Source organism: Candidatus Pelagibacter sp. Uisw_101 (assembly GCF_047727615.1).
GTDB lineage: Bacteria > Pseudomonadota > Alphaproteobacteria > Pelagibacterales > Pelagibacteraceae > Pelagibacter.
Map to the genome: position 1 here is coordinate 1,129,297 of NZ_CP159821.1, position 17,365 is coordinate 1,146,661.

Annotated in this window: 20 protein-coding genes and 1 tRNA gene; 12 read left to right on the forward strand and 9 right to left on the reverse strand. The window is 29.1% G+C overall.

All coding sequences use genetic code 11. From position 1 onward, the window contains the following. Positions 1 to 5 precede the first annotated feature (5 nt). From ABXT48_RS06040 to ychF, 4 genes are read left to right on the forward strand one after another with little or no spacing between them, the layout of a single operon-like run. Positions 6 to 938, forward strand: a complete 933-nt coding sequence (locus ABXT48_RS06040; protein WP_415294769.1) for a ribose-phosphate pyrophosphokinase — start codon at positions 6 to 8, stop codon at positions 936 to 938. Positions 939 to 982: 44 nt separating this feature from the next. Next, a complete protein-coding gene (locus ABXT48_RS06045; protein WP_415286121.1) occupies positions 983 to 1,672 on the forward strand; it encodes a 50S ribosomal protein L25/general stress protein Ctc in 690 nt (229 codons plus the stop codon). A 45-nt stretch (positions 1,673 to 1,717) separates the two neighbouring features. Then, positions 1,718 to 2,278, forward strand: coding sequence for an aminoacyl-tRNA hydrolase (gene pth / locus ABXT48_RS06050; protein ID WP_415302836.1), 561 nt, complete (start codon positions 1,718 to 1,720; stop codon positions 2,276 to 2,278). Next, positions 2,278 to 3,351, forward strand: coding sequence for a redox-regulated ATPase YchF (gene ychF / locus ABXT48_RS06055; RefSeq protein WP_415302838.1), 1,074 nt, complete (start codon positions 2,278 to 2,280; stop codon positions 3,349 to 3,351). Before pth ends, ychF begins: the two co-directional genes overlap by 1 nt. Here ychF and ABXT48_RS06060 read toward each other — a convergent pair. From ABXT48_RS06060 to petA, 3 genes are read right to left on the reverse strand one after another with little or no spacing between them, the layout of a single operon-like run. Continuing rightward, positions 3,328 to 4,107 carry a cytochrome c1 gene (locus ABXT48_RS06060; RefSeq protein WP_415286125.1) on the reverse strand — a complete coding sequence of 260 codons (780 nt, stop codon included), beginning with the start codon at positions 4,105 to 4,107 and terminating at the stop codon, positions 3,328 to 3,330. The two genes, ychF and ABXT48_RS06060, sit on opposite strands and share 24 nt — an antisense overlap. Positions 4,108 to 4,111: 4 nt before the next feature. After that, positions 4,112 to 5,371, reverse strand: coding sequence for a cytochrome b (locus ABXT48_RS06065; protein ID WP_415278026.1), 1,260 nt, complete (start codon positions 5,369 to 5,371; stop codon positions 4,112 to 4,114). A 9-nt stretch (positions 5,372 to 5,380) separates the two neighbouring features. Next, on the reverse strand, positions 5,381 to 5,890 hold the full coding sequence (gene petA, locus ABXT48_RS06070) for a ubiquinol-cytochrome c reductase iron-sulfur subunit (RefSeq protein WP_271492267.1): 510 nt from the start codon (positions 5,888 to 5,890) through the stop codon (positions 5,381 to 5,383). An 86-nt stretch (positions 5,891 to 5,976) separates the two neighbouring features. On the opposite strand from petA, the gene ABXT48_RS06075 reads away from it, so the two are divergent. The 3 genes from ABXT48_RS06075 to greA are packed head-to-tail and all read left to right on the forward strand — an operon-like array spanning position 5,977 to position 7,743. Further along, on the forward strand, positions 5,977 to 6,438 hold the full coding sequence (locus tag ABXT48_RS06075; RefSeq protein WP_415286127.1) for a tRNA (cytidine(34)-2'-O)-methyltransferase: 462 nt from the start codon (positions 5,977 to 5,979) through the stop codon (positions 6,436 to 6,438). Beyond that, positions 6,438 to 7,265, forward strand: coding sequence for an oxygen-dependent coproporphyrinogen oxidase (gene hemF / locus ABXT48_RS06080; protein WP_415302840.1), 828 nt, complete (start codon positions 6,438 to 6,440; stop codon positions 7,263 to 7,265). The genes ABXT48_RS06075 and hemF overlap by 1 nt, the downstream gene beginning before the upstream one ends. Before the next feature lies 1 nt (position 7,266). Beyond that, entirely contained in the window at positions 7,267 to 7,743 is a 477-nt protein-coding gene (gene greA / locus ABXT48_RS06085; protein WP_415286131.1) for a transcription elongation factor GreA, read from the forward strand. Here greA and ABXT48_RS06090 read toward each other — a convergent pair. The 4 genes from ABXT48_RS06090 to ABXT48_RS06105 form a co-directional block, all read right to left on the reverse strand. Next, positions 7,740 to 9,014 (reverse strand): CCA tRNA nucleotidyltransferase, encoded by a 1,275-nt coding sequence (locus ABXT48_RS06090; protein WP_415286133.1) that lies wholly within the window; start codon positions 9,012 to 9,014, stop codon positions 7,740 to 7,742. The two genes, greA and ABXT48_RS06090, sit on opposite strands and share 4 nt — an antisense overlap. Before the next feature lie 3 nt (positions 9,015 to 9,017). After that, a tRNA-Gln gene (locus tag ABXT48_RS06095) sits at positions 9,018 to 9,091 on the reverse strand. A gap of 32 nt (positions 9,092 to 9,123) precedes the next feature. Further along, positions 9,124 to 9,969, reverse strand: coding sequence for a 4-(cytidine 5'-diphospho)-2-C-methyl-D-erythritol kinase (ispE, locus tag ABXT48_RS06100; protein ID WP_415286134.1), 846 nt, complete (start codon positions 9,967 to 9,969; stop codon positions 9,124 to 9,126). A 3-nt stretch (positions 9,970 to 9,972) separates the two neighbouring features. Further along, a complete protein-coding gene (locus ABXT48_RS06105; RefSeq protein ID WP_415302841.1) occupies positions 9,973 to 11,559 on the reverse strand; it encodes a tetratricopeptide repeat protein in 1,587 nt (528 codons plus the stop codon). A gap of 110 nt (positions 11,560 to 11,669) precedes the next feature. On the opposite strand from ABXT48_RS06105, the gene ABXT48_RS06110 reads away from it, so the two are divergent. The 3 genes from ABXT48_RS06110 (at position 11,670) to ABXT48_RS06120 (ending at position 14,153) form a co-directional block, all read left to right on the forward strand. Then, on the forward strand, positions 11,670 to 12,401 hold the full coding sequence (locus ABXT48_RS06110) for a uracil-DNA glycosylase (protein ID WP_415286136.1): 732 nt from the start codon (positions 11,670 to 11,672) through the stop codon (positions 12,399 to 12,401). After that, entirely contained in the window at positions 12,401 to 12,961 is a 561-nt protein-coding gene (locus ABXT48_RS06115) for a ribonuclease HII (protein WP_415286137.1), read from the forward strand. The genes ABXT48_RS06110 and ABXT48_RS06115 overlap by 1 nt, the downstream gene beginning before the upstream one ends. 121 nt (positions 12,962 to 13,082) lie before the next feature. After that, positions 13,083 to 14,153 (forward strand): site-specific DNA-methyltransferase, encoded by a 1,071-nt coding sequence (locus ABXT48_RS06120; RefSeq protein WP_415286138.1) that lies wholly within the window; start codon positions 13,083 to 13,085, stop codon positions 14,151 to 14,153. On the opposite strand, the gene ABXT48_RS06125 is transcribed toward ABXT48_RS06120, so the two are convergent. Next, entirely contained in the window at positions 14,150 to 15,301 is a 1,152-nt protein-coding gene (locus tag ABXT48_RS06125) for an FAD-dependent monooxygenase (protein ID WP_415286139.1), read from the reverse strand. The genes ABXT48_RS06120 and ABXT48_RS06125 overlap by 4 nt on opposite strands. Continuing rightward, the gene (locus ABXT48_RS06130; RefSeq protein WP_415278036.1) at positions 15,301 to 16,281 is read right to left on the reverse strand and encodes an A/G-specific adenine glycosylase; all 981 of its coding nucleotides are present in this window, start codon (positions 16,279 to 16,281) and stop codon (positions 15,301 to 15,303) included. The genes ABXT48_RS06125 and ABXT48_RS06130 overlap by 1 nt, the downstream gene beginning before the upstream one ends. On the opposite strand from ABXT48_RS06130, the gene ABXT48_RS06135 reads away from it, so the two are divergent. After that, a complete protein-coding gene (locus ABXT48_RS06135) occupies positions 16,282 to 16,770 on the forward strand; it encodes a DUF721 domain-containing protein (RefSeq protein WP_271525849.1) in 489 nt (162 codons plus the stop codon). Beyond that, positions 16,767 to 17,357, forward strand: coding sequence for a thioredoxin domain-containing protein (locus ABXT48_RS06140; protein ID WP_415286141.1), 591 nt, complete (start codon positions 16,767 to 16,769; stop codon positions 17,355 to 17,357). The genes ABXT48_RS06135 and ABXT48_RS06140 overlap by 4 nt, the downstream gene beginning before the upstream one ends. Positions 17,358 to 17,365: the final 8 nt, after the last annotated feature.

Below are 17,365 nucleotides of genomic sequence, written 5' to 3' on the forward strand. Positions count from 1 at the left end.
ATTTCATGAAATTATTAACTGGAAACAGCAATAAACCTCTAAGCAAAAATATTGCAAAATATTTAAAAACTAAGCTTGTGAATTCAAGTATAAAAAAGTTTTCTGATGGAGAAATTTATATAGAAATTAATGAGAACATTAGGGGTAATAGTATCTTTATAATTCAGTCTATTTCATCACCTGCAAATGACAACTTAATGGAATTACTACTTTGCATTGATGCTTTGAAAAGATCTTCGGCAAAAAATATTACTGCTGTCATTCCTTATTTTGGATATGCACGACAAGATCGAAAAGTAGTACCTCGAACTTCTATTTCTGCAAAACTTGTTTCCAATTTAATTACCAAAGCAGGTGCTGATAGAGTCGTTACTGTAGACCTCCATGCTGGACAAATTCAGGGCTTTTTTGACATTCCTGTAGACAACTTATTTGCTACACCAATTTTTGCAAGACATGCTAAAAAAAATATCAAAAGTAAAAATATTATTTGTGTCGCACCAGATGTTGGTGGAACTGAAAGAGCGAGAGCACTTGGTAAAATTTTAAATGTAGAACTTGCTATTGTGGACAAGAGAAGACCCAAACCAGGTCAATCCAAAGTTATGAATGTCATAGGAGATGTTAAGGGGAAAACTTGTATTATAGTTGATGACATAATTGATTCAGGTGGAACTATAGTAAACGCTGCGAAAGCTTTAAAAGATAGAGGTGCTAAAGAAGTTTACGCTTATATTACTCACGGGGTTTTAAGTGGAGAGGCGGTAGATAAAATTAAAAAATCTGTCATTAAAAAATTAGTAGTGACAGACACAATTGATAATCATGATAAAATTAAAAATGTTAAAAATATAGAAGTTTTGCCTATTTCAGCCCTTATGGGTGAGGCAATTAAAAGGATCTCTAACTCAACATCTGTATCTGATTTATTTAAATAATTATCTTGAGTTATTAAGAAACTTGGGCTAAAAGCCATCCTTTTATGAATTCACTTGATGCAAATACTAGAAACACTAAGTCAAAAGGAGATGTTCGTTCTCTTAGATTGGCTGGAGATATCCCTGGCATAATTTATGGGGGACCAGAAGAAAATCAAAAAGTTACCGTATTAAAAAAAACATTAAAATCTCTAATACAAAAAGGAAGCTTCTTATCAAATATAATAACTCTTAATTTAGATGGAAAGCCTCAAAATGTTTTACCAAGAGAAATTACTTATAATGTAATATCAGATGAGCCAACTCATATCGATTTTCTTAGAGTTGTTCCAGGTGTAAAAATTAGAATAGAAGTACCTGTAGAATTTATTAACCATGAAACTTCACCAGGCTTAAAAAGAGGTGGAGTTCTAAACATTGTTAGAAGAGAAATAGAATTAAAATGCCCAAGTGAAAAAATACCATCTGCAATAACTATTGATTTAGATGGAGTGGATATTGGAGAAAGTTTCAAAATATCTTCAGTTAAACTAGAAGAGGGTGTTACACCAACTATTATTGGAAGAGATTTTGTGATTGCAACATTGGCTGCGCCTACAGTTATGAAAGAGCCAGAAAAACCAGCTGAAGCTGAAGAAGCAGCAACTACAGAAGATGGTAAAGAAGCAGCATCAGCAGCTGAAGGCGATAAAAAAGATGGCGATGAAAAAAAAGCCACTGAAGAAAAAAAATAATCAACTTATTATTGTGAAGGCTCCTAGATACGATTTAAAAAAAATATGCTTTTATTTGTAGGCTTAGGAAATCCAACACCCGATAGCGAAAACAACAGACACAATATTGGTTTCAAATTAATTGATGCTCTTAATCAAAAATTTGGTCTGTCTAAACAGAAACCAAAATTTAAAGGATTGTTAACTACGGGTAATGTTGAAGATAAAAAGGTTTATGCAATAAAACCTTTAACCTTTATGAATAACTCTGGAATTTGCATAAGGGAATTAATTGAATACTTCAAAATTGATGCTGAAGATGTGATTGTCTTCCATGATGACCTTGACCTTGAGTTTGGAAAAGTAAAAGCAAAATTTTCAGGATCTAGTGCAGGGCATAATGGAATTGAGTCTATTGATAAATTTATTGGCAAAGATTATTCAAGAGTAAGAATAGGAATTGGAAGACCCAAAACTAAAGCTGATGTTTCAGACCATGTATTAAAAGATTTTGATGAAGATGAAATGATACAACTAGAAAAAATTACTAAAAATATTATTGATTCAATGGCTATATTAATTGATAAAAAATTAGATTTATTCTCAAGCACTGTAAATAACAAGTAATGAGTTTTAAGTGTGGAATTGTTGGCTTACCTAATGTTGGTAAATCTACATTATTTAATGCACTTACAAATTCTAGCAAGGCACAAGCTGCTAATTTCCCTTTTTGTACGATAGAGCCAAATGTTGGTGTAGTTCCTGTACCAGATGAAAGACTAGATAAATTGGTAAAAATATCAAAATCAAAAAAAAAAATTAACACCACTATTGAGTTTGTGGATATAGCCGGACTAGTAGAGGGCGCCTCTAAAGGTGAAGGCTTAGGAAATAAATTCTTATCTCATATAAGAGAAGTCGATGCAGTCATACATATGATCAGATGTTTTGACTCTGATGATATTCAAAATGTGAACCCAACTGTTGATCCAATCAGAGACTTAGAAATTATTGAAACAGAAATGATGTTGGCAGACCTTGAATCAATACAAAAAAGATTGGAAAAAAATAATAAGAAAAATGTAGATGAGGAACAATTAAGGATATTAGAAATTGCTTCTGACTGCATAAATAATTCTAAAGATATTCAAGTACTTTATGAACAATTTGATAAAAAATTAATAAACCAAAGTGGTTTATTGTCTTTAAAACCTAAAATTTTTGTATGTAACGTTGATGAAGCAAGTGTTCAAAATGGAAATAAATACACACAAGTTTTTATTGATAAATTTGGTGAAAAAAATACCTTAATAGTTTCGGCTGATATTGAGAACCAAATAAATCAATTAGAAAATGAAGAAAAAGAAAATTATATGGAGATGATTGGATTAAAAAGAACTGGCTTAAATATGTTAATTCAAAAGGGTTATAATATTTTAGAGTTAGACACTTACTTTACATCTGGACCTGAAGAAACTAGAGCCTGGACTATCCAAAAAAATTGTACCGCACCAAAAGCGGCTGGTGAAATACATACTGATTTTGAAAAAGGTTTTATTAGAGCTGAAACAATTGCATACGAAGATTTCATAGCAAATCAAGGTTGGGTAAATTCCAAAACTAATGGAAAAATGAGACTTGAAGGAAAAGATTATATTGTCAAAGATGGTGATATATTAAACTTCAGATTCAATACGTGACCAAATTTTCTTCATACTAAAGTAAACCAGAATAGTTAAAATAATTAAATATAAAATAGCCTTAAAGCCCATTTTATGTCTACTTTCTAAATGTGGTTCTGCTGCCCACATTAAAAATGTTGTTACATCTTTTGCCATTTGTTCTTCTGTAGCTTTTGTACCATCGCTATATTCTACTGCATCATCCATTAAAGGTTGTGACATCTTAATTTTATTACCATACATATATTTATTATAGTAAACCCCATCATCAAGCGTTACGCCACTGGGTGGATCTTCATAACCTAAAAGTACTGAATAAATATAATCAACCCCACCACTTCGAGCTTTTGCTAATACTGACATATCAGGTGGATAAGCTCCTCCATTTGCTGCTTGAGCTGCCTTAACGTTTTCAAAAGGCATGACAAATTTATCAGATAATTTTGCTGGTCTAACAAACATTTCACCATCATTATTTGGTCCATCTGTAACTTCAAAACTTGTAGCTATTGCTTTAGCCTGCTCTTCACTAAACTCTGGTCCACCTGGTTCAAATAGGTTTCTATAACTTACATATTTCATTGAATGACAGCCAGCACAAACTTCTGAATAAACCTGGTACCCTCTTTGCAAGGCCCCCCTATCAAATTTTCCAAATAATCCCTTAAAACTCCAATCTGTTTTTAAAAGATCAACTTTTTCTGCAGCATTAACTGTAGGAGTTCCTACTAATAAAAAAATGATTGAATAACTAATTTTTAAAATATTTTTCACTTAATTAATCTAAACTTTCTTTTTTTTTAACAGCTGATGCCATTGGCATCCCTCCAAGTACTGGTTCTGTAATACTTAAAGGTAGGGGTATAGTTTTTTCTTTAAATCCTAATAACGGTAAGATTATTAAAAAATGAATAAAGTAGTAAGCTGTGGCAACCCTAGCAATCAATAAGTAAAGCCCTTCAGCTGGCATAGCACCCACGTAACCTAGAACTAATACATCCACTACTAGTATCCAATAAAATTGCTTGTAAAGAGGTCTAAATACTGCCGATCTAATTTTTGAAGTATCTAACCAAGGCAGTGCAGCTAAAATTAAAATTGCTGACAGCATTGCAACTACCCCCATTAATTTATCAGGAACTGACCTTAGGATTGCATAAAATGGTAATAGATACCACTCAGGAACTATATGTGCCGGTGTAACCATTGGATTTGCTTCTATATAATTGTCCGCATGCCCTAAAATATTTGGTGAATAAAAAACAAAAAATGCAAAAACAATCATAAACATTAATAATGCAAAGGCATCTTTGATCACAATATATGGATGGAATGGCACTGTATCCTTAGAAGGCTTTTTAACATCAATTCCTATTGGATTATTATTTCCAGGAATATGCAGTGCCCAAATATGAAGAACCACTAAGCCTAAGATTAAAAATGGTATCAAATAATGTAACGTGAAAAACCTTGTTAAAGTTGGGTTATCAACAGAATAACCTCCCCACAACCAATTAACTATTCCCTCACCCACTAAAGGTATTGCACTAAAAAGATTTGTAATAACTGTTGCTCCCCAAAAACTCATCTGACCCCATGGTAAAACATATCCCATAAATGCTGCTGCCATCATTAAAAGGTAAATTATAATTCCAATAATCCAAATTATTTCTCTTGGAGATTTATATGATCCATAAAACAAAGATCTAAATATATGAATATAGACTGCTAGGAAAAACATTGAAGCACCGTTTGCATGAATATATCTTATTAACCAACCATAGTTTACATCTCTCATGATATGTTCAACGCTTTCAAAAGCCATATCAGCATGAGCAATGTAGTGCATAGCTAGAGTTAAACCTGTAACGATTTGTGTAATTAAACAAAAAGTTAAAATTCCACCAAATGTCCACCAATAATTTAAATTCTTAGGTGTTGGATAATCAGTTAAATGACTAGCAAGTGATAAAAGTGGAAGCCTGTCATTAAACCATTTTCCAAATTTTGAACTGGGAACGTACTCGTGATCACTCATAATTATTTATTATCCAATTTTAATTGTGTTACTATTAACAAATTCATATTTTGGAACTTCCATGTTTGTTGGAGCAGGACCTTTTCTAATTCTTCCAGATATATCGTAGTGCGAACCATGACAAGGACAAAACCAACCATTGTAGTCTCCTTTATCATTTAAAGGTACGCAGCCTAAGTGAGTACAAACCCCTACCATAACTAACCATTCTGGATCTTTTGCTCTGTCCTCATCTTTTTGAGGGTCTTTTAAATCTTCCATTTTAACAGCTCTTGCTTCAGCTACTTCCTCGGAAGTTCTTCTTTTGATAAAAACTGGTTTTCCTCTCCAAAGTACAGTGATTGTTTTTCCAGGTTGAACTGAACTTATGTCAACTTCTGTGCTGGCCAATGCTTTAACAGAGGCATCTGGGTTCATTTGATCAATTAGTGGCCAAACAACAGCTCCTACCCCAACAGCTCCTACAGCATACGAGGCAGTAAATAAAAATTCTCTTCTTTCAGGTTTTTTTTCAGACATCTTTTATTTTTTGTATATTGTTATCTAATATATGACTTCTTATAAGAAAAAAGTTTTTTTTCCACTGAAACAATGACACATAAAACATGAATTTGAGACCTAAAATAGCCTTATATGAACCTGATATTCCTCAAAATACAGCAGCTATTATTAGAACATGTGCATGTCTGGGTGCTGATTTAGAAATAATTGAACCATGTGGTTTTTTATTCAGCGATAAAAGATTTAAAAGAGTTGTGATGGATTACATGGATGAAAAAATGATAAAATTTTATCAAAGTTCAGATGAGTTTTTTAAATCAAAAAAGAATGAGAGGGTAATATTGTTAACAACTAAATCATCAGACACTTATACTGCTTTCAAATTTGAGGGTAATGATACACTGCTATTTGGAAGAGAAAGTGCTGGTGTACCAGATCATGTTCATAATTCAATTAAGTATAGGTTAAAAATACCCATGATGGACAATAAAAGATCTTTAAATATAGCCTCTTCAGTTGCTATAATTCTTTCAGAAAATTTAAGACAAACTAACTTTAATAAATAATGGATAAAGAAATTAAAAAAAAACTTACTTCTAATTGGTTTAAGTTGCTGCAGAACACAATTTGTAACGATATTGAAAAACTAGAAGATAAAAAATTAAAATTTAAATCTAAAACTTGGAATAGAAATGAAATTAAAGATGAAGGTGGTGGAGAGTTTAGAATTTTAAAAGATGGTAAAATTTTTGAAAAAGTTGGTGTAAACTTTTCAGAAGTGCATGGAAAATTTTCAAAAGAGATGGGTAAAAAAATTCCAGGTGCCTCTAAAAATCTAAATTTTTGGGCGTCAGGAATTTCTGTTGTAATGCACATGAAAAACCCTCATGTTCCAGCAATTCACTTTAACACAAGGTTTATCTATACAACGCGTGGATGGTTTGGTGGTGGTATGGATGTAACTCCTTGCATTCAAGATCTTAAGGAAAAAAACTTCCTTCATGACAAATTAAAAAAAATGTGTGATCGACATGATAAAAAATTCTATAAAAAATATAAAAAGTGGTGTGATGAATATTTTTATTTACCACATAGAAAAGAAACAAGAGGAATTGGTGGTATTTTTTTTGATTACAAAAAAAATGATTGGGAGAAAGACTTTAAATTTGTAGCAGATCTTGGAGTTACCTTTCAAATGTTATTTAACTCTATAATACAATTGAAATACAAAAAGAAATGGACTGTAAAACAAAAGGAGATACAGTATATTAAAAGAGGTAGATATGCTGAGTTTAACTTACTATACGATAGAGGAACAAAATTTGGTTTACAAACAGGTGGTAATGTTGAAGGAATATTAATGTCTTTACCTCCAATAGCAAAATGGAATTAAAATGGAAAAAGAACCAATAACAACTGCCGGACTTGAAGTTTTAAAAGAAGAGCTAATTTTTTTAAAAGAGAAAAAACGTCCACAGATAGTAGCTGCAATATCTGAAGCAAGATCACATGGAGATTTGAAAGAGAATGCTGAATACCATGCTGCAAAAGAAGAACAATCACATAATGAAGGAAGAATAGTTCAGATCAATGATAATATTGCGAGAGCAAATGTAATTGACGTTACAAAAATGAGTAATAATGGAAAAGTCATCTTTGGCTCAACTGTAGATTTAGAAAATTTAGATACTGAAGAAAAAATTACCTATAAAATAGTTGGAAAAGACGAGGCTGACCTTCAAAAAAAACTAATATTTTTTCAATCACCAATAGGAAGGGGTTTAATTGGAAAAAACAAAAACGATTTAGTTGAAATTAAAACTCCCGCAGGTGTAAAAAACTTTGAAATTAAAGATGTAAAGTACGTTTAATTACTTACTATTTTTTGAACTTCTTTATCTGAAATTTTAAAATCATTACTAGTCCAGACCTCTTCTATTGCTTTTAACTTCTGTCCCAGCTCTCTTCCCTCAGGAACTTGATATTTCTCCATCAAGGTACTAGCTTTAAATGGCATGACAGGCATTTCTTTTTTCTTAAAAATTTCAATTAATTTAACTAACTTATTGTCTACTTTTTTGGATTTAAAAATCTTAAAATAAAGAACATCTAATAATGCCTCTCTACCATTAAAATAAAAAACCTTATTCAATTTTTTTTCTAAAAAAGTTTGGCTAGTATTTTTTTCTAAATTAAACTTATTCAAAAATATAAGTCTTTTTTGATCTTTTTTAGATAAATTGAATTTATAAATAAAATAATCTACATTATCAGTTCCATCAATAATCATTAAAGATAATAAAAAAATAAAATCTACTTTAAGAAAATTTCTTTTTGCAAAACTATTCATTTTGTTAAATAAAGAAATGTTTTTAATTTGTGGAAAAATAAGATTTATAATCTCTAAGCAATCCTCATCCTTAGTTAACTTTAGAAAACCATCTGATTTTAATAATTTTTGAAATTCATCTATTAATCTTTCTGAAGAAATACTTGAAACGCCACTTAGGTTTTTTTTAATTGCTTTAATAACTTTTGGGTCATGACTATGTTTGGAATAACTAAGATAAAATCTAACATATCTTAACACTCTTAAATAATCTTCTTTAATTCTTGTTTCTATATTTCCAATAAAATTAATTTTTCCATTTTCTAAATCTTTTTTTCCATCAAATGGATCAAATAAACTTCCTTCAATATCTGCATAAATAGAATTGATAGTAAAATCTCTTCTAGAAGCATCATCTTTCCAGCTATCAGAAAACTCTACTTTTGCATGTCGTCCATCTGTATCAACGTCTTTTCTTAGTGATGTGATCTCAAACTTTATGTCATTAATTGATGCTGTAATTGTTCCGTGTTCTATTCCACTCTCGTAATATTTTATGTCTTTTTTAGTAAGAGCCTCGCACACCTCTTTTGGATTTAAATTTACTGCCAAATCTATGTCGTCATATCTTTCTTTATTGATAATTTTTCTTACACATCCCCCAACATACCGAATTTCACTATTACTAGAGTATGAATGAACTGCTTCAAATATCTTTGAAACTTCTGTTTCTTTTTTAATATTTTTGAAGCCTAAATTTATGTAATTAAGGTTTTGAGATCTAAAAAAAATTTTATCTAATAAGTTATTCATATATGGCTGGCCCACAAGGATTCGAACCTCGGATCTCTGTACCAAAAACAGATGTGATACCACTTCACCATGGGCCAATGTTAATTTCATATATCACAAAAAAAAAAAATTATATAGTTTTTGATTCAATACACCAGTGGCTATTAAATTTTCGTTTATATTGTCTGTATGCTTTTTTGCAGGCCTTTTTGGAATGAAAATAAGCCACTATTGAGGATCCTGATCCAGACATTCTAGCAAATAGAGCATTGGGTAAACCGCTGAGGTAGGATTTAATTCTTTTAAGTTCTGGATATTTATTTAACGCAACTTTTTCAAGGTCATTGCCTAAATTTTTTAAATATTTTGCTTCAAATAATTTCTGTTTAGAGAGGGTGAATTCAGGTTTAGAAAAGGAATTAACTTTTGAATAAATATATTTTGTAGAACATCCAAAGTTAGGTTTTGTAACCAATATATGAAATTTGATTTTATTTTTATATTTTTTGATATCTCCATTAGATAAAAGAATAGCTGATGATGGTTTTATACCTAAGATAACATCTGACCCTATTTCATTGCTTATTTTTTTTAACTCATCTTTTTTTATTTTAATTATTTTTTTTTCGATAAAGAAATTTAATAAGCTGGCAGCATTCATGGACCCACCTCCCATTCCTGCTTTTTGAGGTATATTTTTTATAACTTTAATTTCAAATTTTTTATTATTTAAAAGTTTTTTATTATCTAAAATTTTTAACAATTTTGAAATGGTGTTAATTTTACTGATGTTTTTAGAAAACTTTCCAAAAAAGTTAATTTTATGCTGTTTTGTGTTACTTTCTCTTAATGTAATTGAATCATGTAAATCGATAAAAGAAATTAAACTTTCAATATTATGAAGCTTTGATTTTTTTCCAGTAACGTTTAGAGCTAAATTTATCTTTGCATAAGACTTTATCTTAAAACTATTCATAATTTAGGAATTTTTTAATCCCTCTATTAATTTATTTTTAATAGTTTTTTTCATATCATCCTCTGTCTCATCTAAATTTAAAACCGCTTGCCAAAAATATCTTGCTTGAATTTTTCTATCCAGTTGCCAAAGAATATCACCGTAATGATCGTTAACTATTGGATCTTGTGGCATTAATTCAACTGCTCTTTTAAGAAAATTTTCTGCCTTCTCATATTCGTCGACTAAGTAATATGCCCAACCGATTGAATCAATAATATATGGATCGTTACTTCTCGCAGCATAAGCTTTTTCAAGCATTTTAAGAGCAGTATCAATTTTATGTTCTCTTTCCAGCCATGAATAAGCTAAATAATTCAAAACATAGGCATCATCTGGATTTGCTTCAAGAGATTTCAATAAGTCTTTATCTGCTTTTATATAATCTCCAGATCTCTCATAACTTCCTCCACGCCTATATAATATTTCTGCATATAGGTCGGAATTAACGTCCATTTTTAAAAGTATTTGATCATAAAAACTTATTGCTTCAATATATCTTTTTGCATTTTTATGCATATTTGCAATATCAAATATAATTTTTTTATTTGGTTTTTTAATTGCTTTAAATTTTTTATTGATAAAATTTAGAGATGTTTCTTGATCAGATTTTTTTGAAATAATTTGAGACTCTTTTTTTAACTTAAACCAATAATAAAATTCATGCTTTTTATCAAATGCTTCAAGAGTTTTTAATGTATTTGAATAATCATTACTCCAATAATAATTTTCAGCTAATAAGGACAAATTGAAGATAAATTTAGGATTTAAATAGTTTGCTATATTTAAGTAAAAATTTGATTTCTCATAATCATTCTGAGATGAATAGAGATTTGCTATTAGATAAAATAGCTCACTAACGATGTCATTTGAATTAGTACATGAAAAAATATCTTGAAAATTATCTAAGTTTCTATCTTCTATCCATTTTTTGCCTTGAGAAATTAATACTGATGAATTTAAATAATCAAAATTATTAGTAACTTTTTTTGCCTCATCATAATTATCATTCTCAATTAAATAACTGATCAAAAAAAATGAATACCTTGAATAATCAGCATCGTTTTGTGAATTAATTAATCTACCAAAATATTTCTCAGTATCTTTATCATTTAAATAACACCGTTGAAAAACTTCATTAATAAATGAAAAATTTCCAAATGTATTTTTTTGCTTCATTAATTTTTTTTCTTCAAAAATAGATAGGTATTGTTTGAAGGTTTCTGCAATAATTAAAGAAAGCCTATCATTATTAATAAATTCATATGATCGATCGATATAGACTTTACTTTTTTTAAAGTCTTTTTTCTTTAAACTATCAACTGCCAGTAACAGATTAGCTTGAAAAAAGTCAGAGTTATTTTTTGTTGAGCTCTGTTTAACTTGATTAATTGCTTTCTTAACTTTGCCATCAAGAACTAATGAAAATACATACCTCTCAAGATAGGCGTCATGCTGTTTTATTAATATTTTTGATGAATTAAAAAATTTTAAAGCTTTCGTATTATCTAGATTTTCATAAGCAACGATTCCAGAAAAATAATTAGACAAATACCTCGTATTAAAATCGTTTAAACTGGTATTTTTTGAGTATAATGGACTCTGATAAAGTAATAATATTAAAAATAATTTAAAAAACTTTATCAACATTTGGTCATTCTATGTCTAAAAAAGTAATAAATCAAAATACGAATTATGACTCAGAGTTTTTAAACTCTACTGGGTCTGACTTTATTTTTGATGAAAACCCAATCAATAGACTAAAAAATAGTAGTAATGATTTAAAAAAAGGTCTGAGTATTCAAAAAATAGATAAAGTTAAAGAACTTGTGGATCTTAAAGAGCAAATAAACTCAATTAGCGATTGTGACTTAAAGAATAATTCAAAAAAGATGGTTTTAGGAGATGGAAATATTAATAGCCCAATAATGATAATTGGTGAAGCCCCAGGTGTTGAAGAAGATAACTCCGGATTAACTTTTATGGGTGAGGTAGGAGATCTTTTAAAAAAAATGCTAATTGCAATAAATATTGAAAAACAAAATATTTATACAACATATGCTGTAAATTTTAGGCCCCCTGAAGATCGAAAGCCAAACTCTACAGAAATTAAAAGATATTCTCAATTTTTACAAAAACATATTTCAATAATAAATCCTAAAATAATAATTCTTATGGGTAGTACTGCTATGGAATCTTTAACAGGTTTAAATAGTAAAATTTCTATTGAGAGAGGAAAATGGAAGGAAGTAATTGTCAAGAATACAAGTTACAACGTTATCATAACTTTTAACCCCTCTTATCTTTTAAGAGCTCCTGAAAATAAAAAACATTCATGGGATGACTTAAAAAAGATTAAACAAAAAATCTTAGAACTAAAACTATCCATTTAATGAAAATCTTAGCAGGTGTTGATGAGGTTGGTAGAGGAAGCTTAATTGGACCCGTTTATGCTGCAGCTGTCATATTAAATAATTCTATTGATAAAGGATTATTAAAGGATTCAAAAACTCTAACAAAAGACAAGAGAGAGGAGCTTGAAAAATATATTAAAAAAAATTCTATATGGGCTATAGGCCAGGCATCGACTAAAGAAATTGAAAAAATTAATATATTACATGCAAGTTTACTTGCAATGAAAAGAGCTATTCTTAAATTAAAAACAAAACCTTCACTTGTTTTAATTGATGGCAACAAACTGCCTGACCTAAAAAACTATAAATTAGAATATATAATTAAAGGAGATCAAAAAATTCCAAGCATTTCTGCTGCATCAATTATTGCAAAAGTCAGTAGAGATAAATTTATTACAAAACTTTCAAAAAAATTTAATAATTATGGATGGGATACAAACTCTGGTTATGGAACCAAAGAACATTTAAAAGCTATTAAGAAATTTGGTATTACCAAATATCACCGTAAAACATTTTCACCTATTAGTGATCTTCTATAAATTCTAATAATAACAACACAAGATCTGGTTGTTTAAGAAATAATAAACACAAATTGAATCCATTTAATTCAATCACAGGTTGACCGTGGAATCCGTTTGGAGTCTAATTGTTTTATAGAAAATGGAAAACAATTTTAAAAATAAGATTATTAATGGTGACAGTCTCGAGGAATTAAAAAAAATTCCAAGCGAAACCTTTGATCTTGTTTTTGCTGATCCACCATACAATTTACAATTAAAAAATCCCCTTACAAGACCAGACAGAAGCAAAGTCAGTGCTGTTAATGATAAATGGGATCAGTTTGAAAGCTTTAAAAAATATGATGACTTTACGGTTGCTTGGCTTTCTGAATGTAGAAGAATATTAAAAAAGGATGGAGCCATCTGGGTTATCGGAAGCTATCATAATATTTTTAGAGTAGGAACTGCAATACAGAACTTAGGTTTTTGGATTTTAAATGATGTTATCTGGAATAAGAATAACCCAATGCCTAATTTCAGAGGAACAAGATTTACGAACGCTCATGAAACTTTAATTTGGGCTTCTAAAAGCGAAAAGTCAAAATATACTTTTAACTATCAATCTTTGAAATGTTTAAATGACGATCTTCAAATGAGATCTGATTGGAATTTACCTATTTGTAATGGAGCGGAGCGACTTAAGAAAAATGGTAAAAAAGTTCACTCTACTCAAAAACCAGAATCTTTATTACATAGAGTTTTATTGGCATCATCAAATAAGGACGATTTAATTCTAGATCCATTCTTAGGATCTGGAACAACCGCAACAGTTGCAAAAAAATTAGGTAGAAAATATTACGGTATAGAAAAAGAGAAGATCTATTTTAAAGCAGCCGAAGAAAGGTTAAAAAATACAAAACCTTTAGAAGATAATTTTTTAGACACTCTAAAGAATAATAGATCTAAGCCTAGAATACCTTTTGGATCTTTAGTGGAGCTTGGAATAATAAAACCTGGAACAAGTATCTTTGATCAAAAGAAAAAAATAGTTGCTAAGATTATGGCAGATGGAAGTATCAAACATAATCAAGCTGAAGGATCGATTCATAAAGTTGCAGCAACAATACTTGGCTCTGAAAGCTGTAATGGATGGACTTATTGGCATTGCACAGTGAATGGTGTTTCAGTGCCAATTGATAATTTGAGACAAAGATTAATTTCTAAAAATTAATCTTTATAAATTTTACCAAGATAGCTGTTAATAAATTTTTTATTTTTTACTAATTTTTGTATTATTAAGTTTCTAATCCAAATTGTTAATGGGTTAGATAAATGAAAAGCAAAATAATTAAGTTTTGATTTCATATCAATCATCTTGACCCTTTTAACTCTTTCAGAGTTGAATTGAGTATTTTCATTTTCTAAATTTTTATACAGTTCATGAGCAACCTCAATTGATTGAGATGCGCCTTGCGCAAAAGTTGGGGGTAAGGCAAAAAAAGCATCCCCAATGATAAAGGTATCTTTATTTTTTGGTTCATACACATTAGAACTCACAAATATTGGGAAGCATTTAATGTTTCTCAAATTTTTAATTATTTCAGGAGCTACTTGCTTTGATATTTCAGACATAATGGATGCAGTAAAATCTTTGTTCTCAAATAAAGAATAGTCAGATAACTCTTTAGTGCTAAGCTTTTTTCTAAGAATGCTAATGAAATTAAACTGTCTTTTGTTATTAATTGGATAAAGAACTGAATGTAAATTAGATCCTAAAAATAAAGATATATTCTCTGGGTTAATTCCCTTAATAGCATCCTGATCTATTGTTGCTCTTAAAGCAATAGAGTTAAAATACTTTGGTTTAATTTCTTTATTAGCAATTAATGATTTTGTTTTTGAAAAAGTTCCATCAGAAATAATTAAGTAATCACATTTAACTGATGAACCATCCTCAAAAGATACCTCTTTGCTTTCAGCTTTTTCATTAATTTTTATAACTTTTTTATTATAATGGATAATATTTTCATGAAGCCCATCTTTTAAGAAATTAATTAAAGTAGAGCGCTGCAAGGTAGTATATTTTGTATCGGTGCTGTTAAACATGGATATATCTAAATCACATATTTTCTTATTATTTTTTAAAGAATAGAAGTCTAGTTTATGGGGGTGAAATTTATCATCTACCCCAATTTTTTGAAAATTTATTTGATTTAATAGTTTAATGCTATTAACTGAAAGTTGAATTCCATATCCTTTTTCCAAGTTAACAGAACTATTTTTCTCATAAATTGTAATTTTATAATTTGAGTTTTTACTTAAAAGATTTGCAATATACAGACCTGAAATACCTGCCCCTATTATTACTATATTTTTCATTAATCTTTTTTTAAATAATTAAAAATTTTTTTAGTAAATGTGGGCAAAGTATAATCATCAAGCCTAGAGCTATCAATCCAAGAAGAGTTAGAAATTGCACCCTTTAACTTGGAAAACTTGATAATTACATTCATATTCATATTTGATATCTTGAAGTTTAAAGCTTTCGCTAAATTATCAGGTTTGGATATTTGCTTCATGGGAAATATTTGTAGATTCTTTAAAAAATTAAATTTAGTATTTTTTATCAGTAAAAATTTATTATTCTTTTTGTAAACTTCTAACAAATAAAATTTATCAATCTTCTTTTTTCTTTCTTTTATTATTTCAAAATCTTTTTTTTTAAAAGACTTACAATTTCTAATTAAAGGGCATTGGTGACATAGAGGATTTTTAGGTCGACAAATCAATGCGCCTAGCTCCATTAGCGCTTGCGCATAAGCACTTGCTCTAGTTGAATTACCTAATATTTTTTTACTCTTAACAAGATTATCTTTTGTAATTTCTTTGGGTAATTTTAAATTTAATAATCTTTTAATTACTCTTTCAATATTTCCATCTAAGGGAATAAATGGCTTGTTAAAGGCAATTGCCATTATTGCATTAGAAGTGTAGTCACCTATTCCAGGTAATAATTTTAATTCTTCAATCGTGCTTGGCAACCTTCTATTAAAATTTTTTTCTAATATTTGTGCAGTCTTTTTTAAGTTTCGTACTCTTGAATAATAACCAAGGCCTTCCCAATACTTTAAAAGTTTATGTTCCTTAATTTTTGATAGAGATTTAATATCAGGAATATCTTTTATAAAATTATTGAAATACGGAATTACAGTTGCAACCTGTGTTTGCTGCAACATAAATTCACTTACTAATGTGTAATATTCTCGCTTAACTTGTGATAGCTTTTTTCTCCATGGGAGTGGTCTTTTATTATTATCGTACCAATAAAGAATTTTATTTGTTAGTATGGATTTAGTCATATGCATTTTAAAAATAATACTAAGCAGAGGTTTAAAACTATTCAAGGCTTAAGGTCTTTTAAAGACACTTTGCCAAAAAATATTAAAAAAATAATCAAAAAAAAGGGTCATATATTTTCTGAAACACTTAATAACTGGAAGTACATAGTTGGAGATGATCTTTTTAAAATATGCTATCCCAAATCCTTTAAAAATTCGAATAAATTTGGAGTAAGCACTCTTCAAATTATGGTGAAGCGAGGGCACGAAATTGATTTAGAATATTCAAAAAAAATAATAATGGATAAAATGAATAGTTTCTTTGGCTATGCCGTTGTTGAAAAATTGAAATTTATAAGTTTTGATGATGTTCAAACAAAATTCAAAAAATTAGATGCTAATGAAAACCATGTGACAAATATTAAATATGCAGATAGAATAAATAGTATTAAAAATGATAAAATAAAAAAATCATTACTTGAATTAACAAAACTATTTAAACAACGATGAAAAAATTAACCTCAGCATTATTTATAATATTTATAATCTTCTCCGCTAAAGCGTTTGCTGCAGATAATGAAATAATTAAAAGAATTACCGAGGGTGAAGAAAGTGCCAAAATAACAATAATTGCTTACGAGTCATTGACTTGTGGTCACTGTGCAAACTTTCATAAAGATGTGTATCCAGAACTAAAAAAAGACTTCATTGATAAAGGGTTGGTAAGAATTGAATTTAGACATTTTCCATTAGATTTAGCTGCATTTAATGCATCAAAAATTGCACAATGTAATAACGATGGTAATTCAAATATTTTGAATATTTTGTACTCTGGCCAAAAAAAATGGGCTAGAGGAAAAACACCAGAAGAAGAAGCAGGTTATTTGAAAAAATTCTTAGAAGGTGAAAATGTGAATGTAAATTTTGAAAAATGCCTGAGTGATAAAGCTATAGAAGATTACGTTTTAAATGATCGAATCGATGGGGTAAAAAAATTTGAAGTTAATGCTACTCCTACGATAATAATTAATGACAAAAAGTTTGATAAAGCCCTAAATTATAAGAATTTAAAAAAATATCTCGAAAAACTGATATAAGTTAGTTC